Origin of the sequence: Maribellus comscasis, assembly GCF_009762775.1 — a bacterium.
GTDB lineage: Bacteria > Bacteroidota > Bacteroidia > Bacteroidales > Prolixibacteraceae > Draconibacterium > Draconibacterium comscasis.
Window position 1 is genome coordinate 1,675,044 of record NZ_CP046401.1, and the last position, 15,299, is coordinate 1,690,342.

Consider the following 15,299-nt stretch of genomic DNA (forward strand, 5'->3'; position numbering starts at 1 on the left):
ATGCTATTCACTAATTTCCCCTCGTAAGCTTTTATTGAGATACATTTTTATTTCATTGCCCGACAACCCTTGTCCCAACAAAAACATCATCTTTGTGATGGCTGCTTCTGTAGTCATATCTCTACCCGAAACAACACCAGCATTCAAAAGTTCCAAACTTGTTTCGTATTGCCCCATAGAAACCTTTCCTCCCTCACATTGTGTAATATTCAAAAAAACAATGCCTTTTTTTATTGCTCTCTTTATACAATTAATCAGCCACCGCGAAGTCGGTACATTGCCTGAACCAAAGGTCTCCAGCACAACACCTTTCAATCCATGAGTGTTCAAAATTGAATTAAACACGTTTCGATTAACCCCGGGAAACATTTTCAAAATTACAACATTATCATCAAACATTGTACTTACTTTCAAAATCCCCTTGTTTTCAGGATAATAAATATACTCGGGGCTAAACCGAATGTCAACCCCTGCAGTTGCTAAAACAGGATAGTTCACCGAGGTAAAGGCACTAAATTGCTCAGCATCTCTTTTTATTGTACGGTTTCCCCGAAATAGTTTAAAATCAAAATAAATACAGACTTCCGGTACCATACATCTCCCATTCTTACGTGCTGCTGCAATCTCAACCGATGTGATTAAATTTTCTTTTCCGTCGGTTCTCAAAGTACCTATTGGAAGCTGCGAACCAGTTAAAATAATAGGCTTATCCAGATTCTCAAACATAAAACTCAATGCGGAAGCTGTATACGCCATAGTATCGGTTCCGTGTAATATTACAAAACCATCAAATGAATTATAATTTTTCTCTATGGTTTTAGCTATTTTTACCCAAACAGCCGGATTCATATTTGATGAATCGAGCACCGGATTGAGAATAACTGTTTTAATGTTATAATTAAACTTATTCAGTTCAGGAACTTCATCGGTTATTTGATCAAATTTTACGGGAGCAAGTGTTCCTGTTTGCGGATGCTGAACCATTCCAATTGTTCCGCCTGTATATATAATTAATATAGACGCTTTTTGATTTGTATTTCTATTCATTAATATAAAATGAAATGGATATGCAATTTATCAAATCCCAAACAAATTGCGCGCATTTGCGGTTGTTATTTCCGCTACCTTTTCAACCGGGACATCATAAATTTCGGCTACTTTTTGGGCAATATATACCAAAAACGAACTTTCGTTTCTCCGTCCTCTTTTAGGTTCAGGCGCCAAATAGGGTGAATCTGTCTCCAATACAAAATTTGAAAGATCAAAATTACTGATGACCTTATCCAAATCACTGTTTTTAAAAGTCACTACTCCTCCTATTCCTAACAAAAAACCCAAATCGATAATTTTCCGGGCCTCTTTTTTACTACCTGTAAAACAATGAAATATCCCCCTCAAGCTTCCGTCTTGTTCTTCTTCGACAATCTTATAGATTTCATCAAAAGAATTTCTTACATGAATAACAATGGGAAGATTTTTATTTTTCGCGAGCCTTACCTGAAAGCGAAATGCATCTTCCTGCTGTTTTACAAAGGTTTGAGACCAATATAAATCAATACCAATTTCGCCAACACCATAAAAATTATGCTTGTCAAACCAGTACTCTACCGCCTCTAACTCCTGTTTATAATCTTCATCTACAGAAGTCGGGTGAAGTCCCATTAAAGGATAGCACAGATGCGGATAAGAATTTGATACGTCAACAAGATGCTTTGCTGTGCCTGAATCGATATTGGGAAGAATAATCTTCTTTACATTATTATTGTAGGCCTTTTGAATCACATCGTCGAAATCATGCGAAAAATCCTCGGTATAAATATGCGAATGCGTATCAATCAACATAAAAACAAAATTTCGACGAATATATAAAAGGTTTTATCCTGAAACACATCTTCTATTTTATCAATAGATTAAATTTTATGTATTTCAGGATAAATTAATATTAGTACCTCTTTGAAAAACAGAATTATACAATCCCCTGAGCCAACATAGCTTCAGCCACTTTTACAAAACCACCAACATTGGCTCCTTTTACATAATCGATGGAGTTTCCGTTTCTGCCGTAGTGTACGCAGGTTTCGTGAATATTCTTCATAATTCCTTTTAATCGTGCGTCAACTTCTTCGCGCGGCCAGTTTATCCGCATACTGTTTTGCGACATTTCCAAGCCTGAAACAGCTACACCACCTGCATTTACTGCTTTGCCCGGAGCATAATCGATTTGCTCACTTAAATAATCAACTGCTTCAGTTGTACACCCCATATTGGAGGCTTCGGCCAGCATTTTGCAGCCATTTTTCACTAAAGTTTTGGCGTCGTCAAAATCAACTTCATTTTCCGTTGCACAAGGCACTGCCAAATCAACGGGCACTTCCCACGGGCGTTTACCCGCAAAAAACTGAGCTCCAAATTCCTCTGCATAAGGTTCCACTATATCGTTGTTTGTGGCCCGCAACTCAAGCAAATATTCAACTTTGTCCCCTGATACTCCTTCAGAATCAAAAATATATCCATCAGGCCCTGAAATCGTAACTACTTTGCCTCCCAGTTCATTAATTTTTGTAATTGCCCCCCAGGCGACATTTCCAAATCCGGAAACAGAGATTGTCTTTCCTTCAATATCTTCACCAATACGGTGAAACATATGCTGTGCAAAATAAACTGCACCAAAACCGGTAGCTTCCGGACGAATCAAACTCCCTCCCCAGGCAAGTCCTTTTCCGGTTAACACTCCGGTAAATTCATTTTTTAATCTTTTATACTGGCCAAAAAGATATCCTATCTCCCGGCCACCCACACCAATATCTCCCGCAGGAACATCAGTATTTGGACCAATGTGGCGGTACAGCTCGCTCATAAAACTTTGACAAAACCGCATAATTTCAGCGTCGGTTTTTCCTTTGGGACTAAAATCGGAGCCACCTTTTCCTCCTCCCATCGGCAGTGTAGTTAAACTGTTTTTAAAAGTCTGCTCAAAACCTAAAAACTTTAAAATACTTAATGTAACGCTGGAATGAAACCTTAATCCTCCTTTATAAGGTCCAAGAGCAGAATTAAATTCGACCCGATAGCCGCGGTTTATTTGTACCTCGCCACGATCATCAACCCATGGAACACGAAACATGATAACCCGCTCCGGTTCTACCATTCTCTCCAGAATTTTTGCTTTCTGATAGCGCGGATTTTTTTCGTAAAACTCCCAAACTGAACCGATTACCTCTTCCACAGCCTGGTGAAATTCATTTTCGCCCGGAGTTCGTTTCTCCAAATCAGCAATGAACTCATTTATATCTGTTTTCATTTCTTTATTTATTTTGAAATAATGTGTAAAGGTAGAAATCAAAAAAAATAAAAAACAAGAAAACCATAAATATTAAACAACAATTAAAACACTGAAAAACAACATACTACACCTTTAAAGAAAGATGTTAAAAAGCAGTATCTGACAATCGTCAGTTTTTGGAAAAGCAAAAAAAGCCCTTCCCCATAGAGAGAAGAGCCTTTCTGATTTTATTATGAGTTGTGATTTTTACATCATTCCACCCATTCCGCCCATTCCTGGTGCACCTCCACCCATTGGCGGTGCAGGGTTCTCTTCTTTTTCCTCAACAACTACAGTTTCGGTAGTTAAGAACATACCTGCAATCGAGGCTGCATTTTCAAGAGCAACACGGGTAACTTTTGCAGGGTCGATAACACCCGCTTCATACAAATTCTGGTACTCATCAACACGGGCATTATAACCGAAATCATCTTTGCCTTCTTTGATCTTTTGAACAATAACAGCACCTTCTTTACCAGCATTTCCTACAATCTGACGAAGTGGCTCTTCAATTGCACGTTTTATAATTTCAACACCGGTTTGTTCATCGTCATTGTCTCCTTTAATACTGTCAAGGTCGGCAACTGCGCGTAAATACGCTACTCCACCTCCAGGAACAATACCTTCTTCCACTGCCGCGCGGGTTGCACTTAAAGCATCATCAACACGGTCTTTTTTCTCTTTCATTTCAACTTCAGACGCAGCTCCGACATAAATTACGGCAACACCTCCGGCCAATTTAGCCAAACGCTCCTGCAATTTTTCTTTATCGTAATCAGAAGTTGTCGTTTCAATTTGTTTTTTAATCTGTCCAACACGAGCAGCTATAGCATCTTCAGCACCTGAACCATTTACTATTGTAGTATTTTCTTTGTCAACAGTAATTTTTTCTGCCTGTCCAAGCATATCAATAGTAGCCTGTTCCAGCTTCATTCCTTTTTCTTCGGTAATTACTGAACCACCTGTCAAAATAGCAATGTCTTCCAGCATTTCTTTACGACGGTCGCCAAATCCGGGAGCTTTAACAGCACACACTTTTAAAGAACCACGCAAACGGTTTACAACCAAAGTTGCCAGAGCTTCACCATCAACATCTTCAGAAATAATCATCAACGGACGACCAGTTTGAGCAGTCGCTTCCAAAACAGGAAGAAGATCTTTCATTGTGCTGATTTTCTTATCGTGGATAAGAATATAAGGATTTTCCAGTTCTGCAGCCATTTTTTCAGCATCAGTTACAAAATACGGAGAAATGTAACCACGGTCAAACTGCATACCTTCAACTACATCAACATATGTATCAGTACCTTTTGATTCTTCAATAGTTATTACACCTTCTTTGTGAACTTTCTGCATTGCTTCTGCAATCAGTTTACCAATAACTTCGTCGTTATTTGCAGAAATTTTGGCTACTGATTCAATTTTTGCATAATCGTCTCCAATGGTTTGAGCCTGGTTCGCGATACTTTCAACAACTTTTGCAACGGCTTTGTCGATACCACGTTTCAAATCCATTGGATTGGCACCGGCGGCAACGTTTTTCAAACCTACATTAACAATCGACTGTGCCAAAACGGTAGCAGTTGTAGTACCATCACCAGCATCATCGCCGGTCTTAGAGGCAACCTCCTTAACCATCTGAGCACCAAGGTTCTCGTAAGCGTCGGCTAAATCTATTTCTTTTGCTACTGTTACACCGTCTTTTGTGATTTGTGGTGCACCAAATTTTTTCTCAATTACCACATTACGACCTTTAGGCCCCAATGTTACTTTCACAGCGTTTGCGAGTTTATCCACGCCGCTTTTCAACATATCGCGTGCTTCAATGTCGAATTTAATTTCTTTTGCCATAATATTCTTCTTTTTTTGATTTTGATTAAGCGATGTACAAAACGTCAGTTTGTGACATTAACAAATAATCTGCTCCGTCAATGTTCAACTCTGTTCCGGAATATTTACCGTAGAAAACAACATCACCTGTTTTCAGTTCCATAGGTTCGTCTTTTTTGTCAGCACCAACGAGCACAACGGTCCCTACTTGCGGTTTTTCTTTTGCTGAATCAGGAATAATAATTCCACTCACTGTCTTCTCTTCGGCTTCCTGCGGTTGAACCAGGATTTTACCTGCCAGAATTTTACCTTTTAAATCTGCCATAGTTGTTTAGCTTTATACATTAAACATTTATATTTTTCAAAAATCGACACCCTCCTTTATCATATTCTGTGCCAAGTCCCCCTAGCCCTTTCATTTGTAGAAAACAAAGACAAAATTACACGCCCAGGGTATTCACCCCAACCAACACAAACACGCAAGACACAATAAATCAATAAATTAAACCAAATGACATTAATTATGACATGCTGACAGCAAGGAAAGATTGTGGCTCAGTTAGCATGTAGTCTTCGAAAAAAAAGTAGAAATATGTAAAGTTTCGGGTAAGAAGAATAAACTGACTGAAATTCAAAAATTGAGAGCGAAAAATTTGCACAAAAAAAGGCTGCTCTTTTTCTATCAGGCAGCCTTTTATATTGCAATATCTTAAATTCCTATTGTTCTCCGTTATCATCTCCGTTTACCGGAGTTTCTGTATTTTGATCGTTTGTAGAAGCCGGAGGTGTAGTCGGGAAACTTGGCACTTGTGTTGGATCAACAGTATTTTCAATCTGGTCGCGAACCATCGATTCATCAACTCCAGCTTGCTGACGTGGAATAAATGCTGAACCTAAAATCGATAAAACCAAAAGTGAAGCTGCTAACACCCATGTTCCTTTTTCAAGGAAATCAGTTGTTTTACGAACACCCATTACCTGATTCGATGATTGAAAATTACTGGCCAAACCGCCGCCTTTTGAATTCTGTACCAATACGATAAGCACCAAAAGGATACAAACGATAAATATTAAAACGGTTATTAATGTGTACATTTTTCGCTTATTAAATGTTCTTTAAATCTTCAATTTCTTTAATTCGGCTTGCAAAGTAAACACTTTTTTCCGGATATTTCAAACTTAATTTTTCGAAAGCTTTAATAGCTTTTTCATATTTTTTCTGCTGCAAATAAATAGTTGCCAACGTTTCGGAAACAATCTCCCCATCCTCTTCCACCGACTTTTTTACCGCTTCGTTTTCACTGCTTTGCCATTCATCATCCGTTTCTGAATTTCGTTTTATCTTACCAGAGTCTGATGCCAAAAATTTATCTATCAGTGAATATTTAGACGAATTGTCGTCTTCTGCTTCGAAATCGAATACTGATTTTTTCTCATGTTCGGCAGAAATACTTCCCGGATTCGATATAACTTCATGTTTTTCTTGAAGATAGTGGTATAGTTTTTTTCTGTCAGGAACGGAAACGGCAACTTTTTTTAAAACCTGTTCAAAATCGGGATGATATGTTTCCTTCAGATTTTTTAAATAAAGAATTTGTATCGTCTGAAAATAGGGGTATTTATCAACTGTTGCTTTCAAATCCTCGTGGATTTGATTATCAAAAGCCCTTCTGTTGTTTAATATGTCATAAAGTTCTTCCTTTTGCATTTTTTACCAATTGGCAACAGTTGCATTGAAAATATCCTCCAGTAGTTTTTCAACAATTGTAGGAACCAAGTCGTCCTCAATATCGCTCAAACTACTTGTACTGTCAAAATCTTCATAAGCCGAAAACGACCTTTCAAAACTCAAATCAGGGTCGGCACCATTTGTATATTTTACCTTTACGGTGATTGTGAGCCTGTTTTGTGCGGCTAAATCATCTTTTTGAATCGACATGGGCCGAACATCGTAGTTTTCTATTTGTCCTTCAAAAATCAAATCGCCGTTATCCTGCACTTCGTTCAACGAAGTTTGCCGTTGTAATTTTTCTCTTAACTCTTCTGTAAAAGTCTGACTGAGATTTGGATTGACCAAACGCGCACGGTTTGGGAAATAATAAACGGTATAAGTTTTAATGTCTGACGACAAATTGACACCGGTAAAAGAATAATTTATTTTACACCCTGCAACAAAAACGACGGATGCAAAAATCAAAATCTTCAACCAATTCAACTTTTTATAATTATCCATTAATATCGTACTCCTTTATTTTTCTGTATAGTGTTCGTTCTGAGATTCCCAACTCCTGCGCAGCATATTTTCTTTTCCCGTTGTGTTTATCAAGCGCCTTTTTAATTAGTTCAATTTCCTTTTCTTCCAGCGAAAGCGACTCCTCAACATATTCCTCGGTATCCTGAATATTGTCTTTATCCAAATGTTCAATATGAATAGGCTTTGAATGCGAATCATCCGGCACAATTTTCCCGTTTTCGGTGTCGTACAAATTTCGAATAATCTGCGCCTGATCTCTGGAAATCGGAGACTCTCTGTTTTCCATTAAATCAAGTACAAGCTTTTTTAAATCTGTCACATCCCGTTTCATGTCAAACAACACTTTGTACAAAATTTCGCGTTCGTTGGCAAACGAGTTATCCTGCTGTTTATTTGAAAGTAAGGCAGGTAAATTTTTCACATTGTTATTTGGCAAATAATTTCGTAAAACATCAGAAGAAATATCCCGATTCTGTTCAATGATTGAAATTTGTTCCGTAATATTTTTTAACTGTCTCACATTTCCCGGCCACGGATAATTTACCAGTAAAATGCGGGCTTCTTCATCCAACTGAATGTGAGGCATGCGGTATTTCTCGGCAAAATCACGTGCAAACTTCCTGAACAACAAAAAAATATCCTCCGGACGTTCCCGCAACGGATTAATGATTACCGGAACAGTGTTTAAGCGATAATATAAGTCTTCCCTGAATTTCCCCTGTTCTATTGCTTCCGGGATATTTACGTTGGTGGCTGCAATTACCCGTACATTTGTTTTAATTACTTTTGATGAACCTACTTTAATAAATTCCCCTGTTTCAAGTATACGAAGCAAGCGCACCTGGGTTGAAAGGGGAAGTTCACCAATTTCATCTAAAAAAATGGTTCCGCCATCGGCCTCCTGAAAATATCCTTTTCTGTCGGACAGCGCACCTGTAAATGCACCTTTTTCGTGACCAAAAAGTTCAGAATCGATTGTACCTTCCGGAATGGCACCGCAGTTTACTGCTATATATTTGCCATGCTTCCGGCTTGAAAACTGATGAATAATTTGTGGGAATATCTCCTTTCCTGTCCCGCTTTCACCCGTTATCAAAACCGAAAGATCAGTTGGAGCGACCTGCACTGCAACCTCAATCGCCCTGTTTAAACCGGGAGAGTTTCCTATAATTTCAAACCTTTGTTTTATTCCCTGAATATCCATAATTCTTTATAAGTAAAGCGCAAATTTACAATTTTTCGCTGGCATTACTTAACTTCAATTTAGAATTAACCTTTTTTAGGTTTCAAAAATATTCGGGAGCAAAAACTACACGTGAAGTTCGATTTTTGATGAAGGAAATGCTGTTTCAATAATTATCTTTGTTCCAAAATTTTAAAAATGGACTTTGTAGCAATAATACCTGCCCGGTATGAATCGTCTCGCTTTCCGGGCAAACCTCTGGCAATATTGGGCAATAAACCGATGATTCAACTGGTTGTTGAAAACATATCAAAAGCGCTTGACCACGTATGGGTTGCTACAGATGACGCCCGAATTTTTGATGCCGTGAAAAATTTTGGAGGAAATGCTGTAATGACGTCAAAAGAACACCAGAGTGGTACTGATCGCTGCGCAGAGGCAGCACGGATTTTGGCCCGGGAGATTCATTTTGATGTGGTTGTTAATGTACAGGGTGACGAACCTTTTATTCAACCCGAACAAATTGAATGTTTAAAATCGTGCTTTTCAGACAACACAGAAATCGCCACTTTGATAAAAAAAATTGAAACTTCTGATGAACTGTTTAATCCCAACCGCCCCAAAGTTGTCGTTGACGATTTTTTCAATGCGCTTTATTTCAGCCGCTCTCCAGTTCCATACCTAAGGGGAGAAGAGGAACAAAAATGGCACGTATTGTTTAAATACTGGGCACATATCGGGATGTACGCATACAAGGCTGATGTGCTGCAGAAAATAACGATACTGTCCCAAGGAAAACTTGAGAAAGCCGAGTCATTGGAACAACTGCGTTGGCTCGAAAACGGATTCAAAATAAAAGTTGCTGAGACCGCTCATCAGAGCATAGGGATCGATACTCCGGAAGATTTGCAAACGGCCCTAAGTTTCTTGAATTCAACAAAAAGGTAAAAACATACTTCACTAAAAAATCAGACAAAAAACACCTTTATTTAAATTATTTGTTAATTTGGAAGTAGTTTTTTGAAGAATCAGAAGAATTATTTAGGACATTATTGCAACTATTGCCAAATTATACTGTCAATAAAAAAAAGGCATATTATTTGTTCTACTCATGATGTAAATTACAGAGCTATGAAACATATTTTACTACTATTGATATTTTCATTTATAAGTTTTGCGGGATTTTCGCAAACACAAAAAAATGAATCTTCCCGGTGGAATAAAACATCACTGGACATAAATACACAAATTGAGTTGAAAGTTTTTCCAAATCCCTGCACCGGACAAAAATTAACAGTTGAAATAGATAACGAGGAACTCACTGAACTTAGAATTACAAATATTGCGGGAAAAGTAGTAATGCTAAAAAAATATCTTATTCCGGTTAACAAAGTAGAGCTTTCGCTGGATAATACTCCGAATGGAATATATTTGATCCAGATAAAAACAACAGCAAATAAGTTAATGGCCAGGAAGCTGATAGTTTCCGCAAGATAAAACCTAACCATTAATTAAGACCAAATTATATTAAAATTTGCTAATTCTTTTTACTTTCACCCTCCAAATTAAATTTTTGAAGGTTTGAAAACAATAGTTACTTTTTTTGCTCTGTTAATTTCCGTCTCACTTTTTTCTCAGGAAAAAATAGCGGACGTCAGAGATCGCGTTGGACAGCAAGTTACGGTTAGCGGGATTGTTACTAACGGAGATGAATTGGGAAGCATTCGTTATTTTCAGGATGAAACCGCTGGATTGGCAGCATACGGAACCTCTTTGGCAGACATCAAAAGGGGAGATTCAATTATGATAACAGGAACGTTAAAAGATTACCGAAATCTTCTTGAACTGGATCCTATTGAATCAGTAACCGTTATATCATCAGGAAATGAGTTACCTGCCCCCCTAACTTTAACTATCGATGAAATTGGTGAAGATAATGAAGGCCAATTAGTCCAGATAAATAACGTAACCTTTGTAAATGCAAATGGAACTTTTGCCGGAAGTCAGAATTACGATTTCACTAGTGGAGAGCTAACCGGGGAATTAAGAATAAACGCCAACTCTAGTATTGTTGGTGAAGTTATCCCTACCGGTGGATTCAATTTGATTGCCATATGCTCTCAGTTTTCATATAATACCAACGACAATCAAACCGGCTACCAATTACTTCCACGCGATATGGATGATTTTGTCTCCAACGCTTCGGTGACTTTAACATCGCCCGTTCAAATTGATGAAATTACAACCACCGGATTTTCATTGATATGGGAAACAAATGTGGATGCTACTTCAGAAGTGCGATTCGGACTTTCTCCGGAGATGTCTGACTGGGAATATTCAAAATCTGAAACAGAAATAACTGAAAATACTTTTTCACACAAAATTAATATCAGTAACCTCGCTCCCGCAACAATTGTTTATGCACAGACATTCTCCGTTCTGGAGGGAGACACTGCCTTTTCTTCCGTAAGTGCTTGTGCTACTCAATCAAATTCAACAGGCAAAATTAATGTTTATTTTAACACAGAAGTCGACCAGTCGGAATCAACCGGCCCTGTGGCAAAATATATAGGAACCGCGATGGAAGACACTTTAATTGCTTATATAAACAGGGCCGAAGAAACAATTGATTTTTGTATCTACAATATAAATAATTATGGCATCAGCAACGTCAGCGACGCTTTAAATGCGGCTGCCGACCGGGGGGTAGAAATTCGTTTTATAACTTGCGGTTCTACCAATCATTATGGCGTTAGTGAGCTGAATTCCGGGATACCTGTTATAGAAAGACCTGAAGTTCAGGATGGTGGGCTCATGCACAACAAATTCGCCATATTCGATGCGAACTCTGCTGATGCAACAAAACCATGGGTCTGGTCGGGCTCAGCAAACCTGACCAGCAATCAAATAAACACCGATGCCAATAACATTTTGTTTATTCAGGATCAAACATTAGCCAAGGCTTATCAAATTGAATTTGAGGAAATGTGGGGTTCAACTACCAACCAGCCTAACACTGCAAATGCAAAATTCGGAGCCGACAAAACGGATAATACTCCTCATGAATTTATTATTAACGGAAATCGTATTGAAAGTTATTTTAGCCCTTCCGACAATACAAATCAAAAAATAATAGATGCCATTAATACCGCCAACAATGATTTAAGTGTGGAAACGATGTTAATTACCCGAACTGATTTGGCGCTGGCCATCAGCGACGCATTTGACAGAAATGTTGAAGTAAATGTCATAACTAACTTTGAAAACGATAACTTGGAGTCGGTGAATAATATGTTAGCAGCCAACTTGCTTCAGGGAAAATATATTTTTGATGATATCTCAAGCGGAGTTTTACATAGTAAACTAGCAATAATCGACTCGAAAGACATAACTTCCGATCCGCAAATTATTACCGGAAGTCATAACTGGAGCAACTCAGCAAACGAAAGAAACGACGAAAACACCTTAATTATCCACGATGCTGATATAGCAAATATTTACTTTCAACAATTTGCCTTTCGCTTTTCCGAAAATGGGGGGAACTTGTTTGTTAAAGCAGAATCGATTGAAATGACAGATTTACAGGTTTACCCCAACCCAGCATCTGAAAAAATAAATATTTCCTCTGCAAAAGAATTTGTCGGGATTGAAGTTTACACGCTTACAGGCGAGAAAATAATTCAAAATACAAATATGAATTCAACCCACAAAGAACTGAATATAAGCAACCTACTCCCCGGCATTTATATATTAAAAATAAATCTTAAAACCGGAGAACAGAATACATATAAAATAATAAAACACTAATTTATTAATTAAAACTTATTCAATTTTTCACTGAATCAATGGAATAAATCGGTTGTCTGTCTTTATCTTTAATAAAAAAAGAAAAATGCACAGATTTATTTTCACCCTTGTCTTCCCTCTGTTTTTTTTATTTTCGTGTACAAATGACAAAAATCCTGATCCTTGGATAGTATCTGCTCCGGCAGGGGATCGCTTTGTCGAAATAAACAATACAGGCGAAACTGTTATTCCAAACGGAAGACTTTTGACTCCGGTCGGAAAAAATATTGTTGTTGCCCCCCACCCTTTTGGTTTAGCTATCAGTCCTGATGGAAACACCGCAGTGACGGCCAATTCAGGAACAAGTCCGCTCTCCATAACAATCATCAGAAACATACTGTCAGAAAACCCCGAAGTTCAGCAAGTTCCCCCCGGACCCGCTACTGACCGTGGTGTCTTGGCATCAGTTTTTATGGGACTCGCTGTTTCAAAAGACAACAGTGTGGTTTATGTTGCCGGCGGACAGGAAAATAAGATATTCATTTTCGATTTAAAGACAGGTGAAAAGAAAGGATTTATCGATTGCTCTTTTGAATCAGACAGCATTGATTACACCCATGGATATATCGGTGATTTAACACTTTCAGAAGACGGAAGAAAACTATTTGCCGTCGACCAGATTGGATTCCGGATGATAATCGCAAATACCGAAACCAACCAGCTCGAAAAAAATGTTCCCGTGGGAAGATACCCGTTTGGGATTTGTCTGTCACCCGACGAAAAAAAGGTGTATGTAGCAAATGTGGGAATGTTTCAATACAGCATGGTAAAAGGAATTACATCTGATAATGTTGTAGAAAAAGCTTTAAAATATCCACCATTTGCTTATGGAAGTAAGGAGATGATTGAAGGCATTCAAACCGACAGTTTGGAGGTTCCCGGGCTGGGAGAAATGAATTCGTCCGAAGGATTTTCAGTTTTTACCGTTAGTTTGCAAAATCCGCAGCAAGCAGAAGTTATTGCCAAAAGCAAAACCGGACATTTGGTTGGAGCGATGGTTGAAGACATTCCGGCTGTTGGCGGGGCAAGCCCAAACTCGCTGGTTGCTACCGACGATTATGTTTTTGTCACCAACGGAACCAACGACAATATTTCTGTCATTTCCATAGAAAAAGACACCGTAGTAAATACCATCTATCTGAAACCTGATGAGCGGATTAAACAGTTTCGGGGTGTGATTCCGTTTGGATTAGCGCTTTCGCCCGACAATCAAAAACTCTTTGTGGCGTGCTCCGGAATAAATGCAGTGGCTGTTGTCGATGCAAAAAATCTTGAAGTTTTAGGATACATTCCAACGGGTTGGTTTCCCGCAAAATTAAAAGTAAGCAACGATGGTAAACAATTGATTGTGGCCAACGCCAAAGGTTTTGGAAGCGGCCCCAACGGAGGTTCAACTTTTAACCGCGGGCCGGAAGGAAGCTACATCGGGGCCTTAATGAAAGGAACTGTTCAGGTACTTGATATACCTTCAAAAGAAGAATTGAAATCGCTTACAGAAAAAGTTATTTCCAACAATTTCAATCTTGAAAGAGCTTCGTCTGACAAATTTGCAGCACGTGAAAACAATCCGGTACCGCTTTATCCCGGAGAAAAAGAGAGCCCGATAAAACACATTGTTTTTATTTCAAAAGAGAATCGTACTTATGACGAAGTGTTCGGGCAAGTTGAGAAAGGAAAAGGCGAGGCACAACTGGCTCGATACGGAACAGGGGTTTCCTTCAAAAATAACAGCAGAACCGATTCGGTAACAGATGCTGATGTAATGGTTAATCATCTGAAAATTGCAAATGATTTTGCTATCTCCGATAACTTTTATGTTGATTCCGATGTATCTGCTGACGGACATAGATGGCTGGTAAATACTTATCCAAATGAATGGACCGAAACCTGTACAGCTGCTAGTTATGGAGGAAACAGGAGGTTCAAATTCGACTCAAATGCTCCGGGAGTTTATGCCATGAACGGAGCGGCTGGAGCCATTTACCCGGAAGATTACAACGAGGCTGGCTCGATGTGGGACCACCTGGAGCGGAATGAAATTGAATTTTACAATTTTGGATTTAGTATCATGTTTGAACCTGGTATTTACGATGAAAAATTTAAGTATGAAGGTATCCGGCATTATATTAATTATCCATTACCCCAACCCATCTGGGACCGGACATCAAAGCAATATCCCACCTACAACATGGCTATTCCCGATCAATTTCGTATTGATCAGTTCCAAAAGGAGTTTGGTGAAAAATGGTTAAACGGGCAAGACACGATGCCGGCCCTAATGACGGTTATTATCCCCAATGATCATGGTGCAGGCGATCGACCGGAAGCAGGCTATCCGTTTCGCGAAAGTTACATGGCCGACAACGATTTGGCAGTTGGCCGTATCGTGGAATTCCTCTCCCATACACCTTATTGGGAAAATATGTTGATTGTAATCACAGAAGATGATGCGCAAAACGGAGTCGACCATATAGATGCACATCGGAGTATTTTAATGCTGATTTCGCCCTGGGTAAAAAGAGACTATGTAAGTCATGTGCATTACAGTTTCGGAAGTATTTTTAAAACCTTCTGGAATGTTTTGGGATTGCCTTATTTAAATCAGTATGATGCAGGAGCAAGTGATATGTCGGATTTTTTCACCGGTACTCCTGATTATACTCCATATACTGCTGTGCCGGTTGATTCAAGAATTTTTGAACCTCAGAAAGCATTGGATCCGTTTGACGAAAACTTCGACTGGAAAGCATTGGAAGAATCACCGGTAATGGATGACAAACAAGATATGATTCAGGAAAGCAAAGAACGGGATGAATACCGGCTGGAAAACAGGGAAAAAGAAAATTAACTTTCTTCAATTTAAA

The 15,299-nt window shown here is 38.7% G+C and carries 13 protein-coding genes; 4 read left to right on the top strand and 9 right to left on the bottom strand.

From position 1 onward, the window contains the following. Positions 1-3: 3 nt before the first annotated feature. The 9 genes from GM418_RS07015 to GM418_RS07055 form a co-directional block, all read right to left on the bottom strand. Positions 4-1,047 carry an asparaginase gene (locus GM418_RS07015; RefSeq protein WP_158864525.1) on the bottom strand — a complete coding sequence of 348 codons (1,044 nt, stop codon included), beginning with the start codon at positions 1,045-1,047 and terminating at the stop codon, positions 4-6. Between the two features lie 30 nt (positions 1,048-1,077). Further along, positions 1,078-1,842, bottom strand: a complete 765-nt coding sequence (locus tag GM418_RS07020) for a TatD family hydrolase (RefSeq protein ID WP_158864527.1) — start codon at positions 1,840-1,842, stop codon at positions 1,078-1,080. Between the two features lie 124 nt (positions 1,843-1,966). Beyond that, complete coding sequence (gene gdhA, locus GM418_RS07025; RefSeq protein ID WP_158864529.1) at positions 1,967-3,301, bottom strand: NADP-specific glutamate dehydrogenase; 1,335 nt, start codon at positions 3,299-3,301, stop codon at positions 1,967-1,969. A gap of 228 nt (positions 3,302-3,529) precedes the next feature. Next, positions 3,530-5,173 (bottom strand): chaperonin GroEL, encoded by a 1,644-nt coding sequence (groL, locus tag GM418_RS07030; protein WP_158864531.1) that lies wholly within the window; start codon positions 5,171-5,173, stop codon positions 3,530-3,532. 25 nt (positions 5,174-5,198) lie between these two features. Further along, positions 5,199-5,477, bottom strand: coding sequence for a co-chaperone GroES (locus tag GM418_RS07035; RefSeq protein ID WP_158864533.1), 279 nt, complete (start codon positions 5,475-5,477; stop codon positions 5,199-5,201). A 392-nt stretch (positions 5,478-5,869) separates the two neighbouring features. Then, positions 5,870-6,247: a preprotein translocase subunit SecG gene (gene secG, locus GM418_RS07040; protein WP_158864535.1), complete on the bottom strand. Its 378-nt coding sequence runs from the start codon at positions 6,245-6,247 to the stop codon at positions 5,870-5,872. A 10-nt stretch (positions 6,248-6,257) separates the two neighbouring features. Next, the gene (locus GM418_RS07045) at positions 6,258-6,860 is read right to left on the bottom strand and encodes a hypothetical protein (RefSeq protein WP_158864537.1); all 603 of its coding nucleotides are present in this window, start codon (positions 6,858-6,860) and stop codon (positions 6,258-6,260) included. 3 nt (positions 6,861-6,863) lie between these two features. Continuing rightward, positions 6,864-7,358 carry an LptE family protein gene (locus GM418_RS07050; RefSeq protein WP_217447725.1) on the bottom strand — a complete coding sequence of 165 codons (495 nt, stop codon included), beginning with the start codon at positions 7,356-7,358 and terminating at the stop codon, positions 6,864-6,866. Positions 7,359-7,377: 19 nt separating this feature from the next. After that, positions 7,378-8,610 carry a sigma-54 interaction domain-containing protein gene (locus GM418_RS07055; protein ID WP_158864541.1) on the bottom strand — a complete coding sequence of 411 codons (1,233 nt, stop codon included), beginning with the start codon at positions 8,608-8,610 and terminating at the stop codon, positions 7,378-7,380. Between the two features lie 177 nt (positions 8,611-8,787). On the opposite strand from GM418_RS07055, the gene kdsB reads away from it, so the two are divergent. The 4 genes from kdsB to GM418_RS07075 all read left to right on the top strand — a co-directional run bounded on the left by kdsB (position 8,788) and on the right by GM418_RS07075 (position 15,283). Further along, on the top strand, positions 8,788-9,537 hold the full coding sequence (gene kdsB / locus GM418_RS07060; RefSeq protein ID WP_158864544.1) for a 3-deoxy-manno-octulosonate cytidylyltransferase: 750 nt from the start codon (positions 8,788-8,790) through the stop codon (positions 9,535-9,537). Between the two features lie 183 nt (positions 9,538-9,720). Continuing rightward, a complete protein-coding gene (locus GM418_RS07065) occupies positions 9,721-10,086 on the top strand; it encodes a T9SS type A sorting domain-containing protein (protein WP_158864546.1) in 366 nt (121 codons plus the stop codon). A gap of 84 nt (positions 10,087-10,170) precedes the next feature. Beyond that, on the top strand, positions 10,171-12,396 hold the full coding sequence (locus GM418_RS07070; RefSeq protein WP_158864548.1) for a phospholipase D-like domain-containing protein: 2,226 nt from the start codon (positions 10,171-10,173) through the stop codon (positions 12,394-12,396). A gap of 85 nt (positions 12,397-12,481) precedes the next feature. Then, positions 12,482-15,283: a bifunctional YncE family protein/alkaline phosphatase family protein gene (locus GM418_RS07075; protein ID WP_158864550.1), complete on the top strand. Its 2,802-nt coding sequence runs from the start codon at positions 12,482-12,484 to the stop codon at positions 15,281-15,283. Positions 15,284-15,299: the final 16 nt, after the last annotated feature.

Coding starts and splice junctions, on each gene's coding strand:
- groL (WP_158864531.1), bottom strand. CDS start 5,173: ATGGCAAAAGAAATTAAATTCGACATTGAAGCACGCGATATGTTGAAA.
- GM418_RS07055 (WP_158864541.1), bottom strand. CDS start 8,610: ATGGATATTCAGGGAATAAAACAAAGGTTTGAAATTATAGGAAACTCT.
- GM418_RS07020 (WP_158864527.1), bottom strand. CDS start 1,842: ATGTTGATTGATACGCATTCGCATATTTATACCGAGGATTTTTCGCAT.
- gdhA (WP_158864529.1), bottom strand. CDS start 3,301: ATGAAAACAGATATAAATGAGTTCATTGCTGATTTGGAGAAACGAACT.
- secG (WP_158864535.1), bottom strand. CDS start 6,247: ATGTACACATTAATAACCGTTTTAATATTTATCGTTTGTATCCTTTTG.
- GM418_RS07015 (WP_158864525.1), bottom strand. CDS start 1,047: ATGAATAGAAATACAAATCAAAAAGCGTCTATATTAATTATATATACA.
- GM418_RS07035 (WP_158864533.1), bottom strand. CDS start 5,477: ATGGCAGATTTAAAAGGTAAAATTCTGGCAGGTAAAATCCTGGTTCAA.
- kdsB (WP_158864544.1), top strand. CDS start 8,788: ATGGACTTTGTAGCAATAATACCTGCCCGGTATGAATCGTCTCGCTTT.
- GM418_RS07075 (WP_158864550.1), top strand. CDS start 12,482: ATGCACAGATTTATTTTCACCCTTGTCTTCCCTCTGTTTTTTTTATTT.
- GM418_RS07045 (WP_158864537.1), bottom strand. CDS start 6,860: ATGCAAAAGGAAGAACTTTATGACATATTAAACAACAGAAGGGCTTTT.
- GM418_RS07065 (WP_158864546.1), top strand. CDS start 9,721: ATGAAACATATTTTACTACTATTGATATTTTCATTTATAAGTTTTGCG.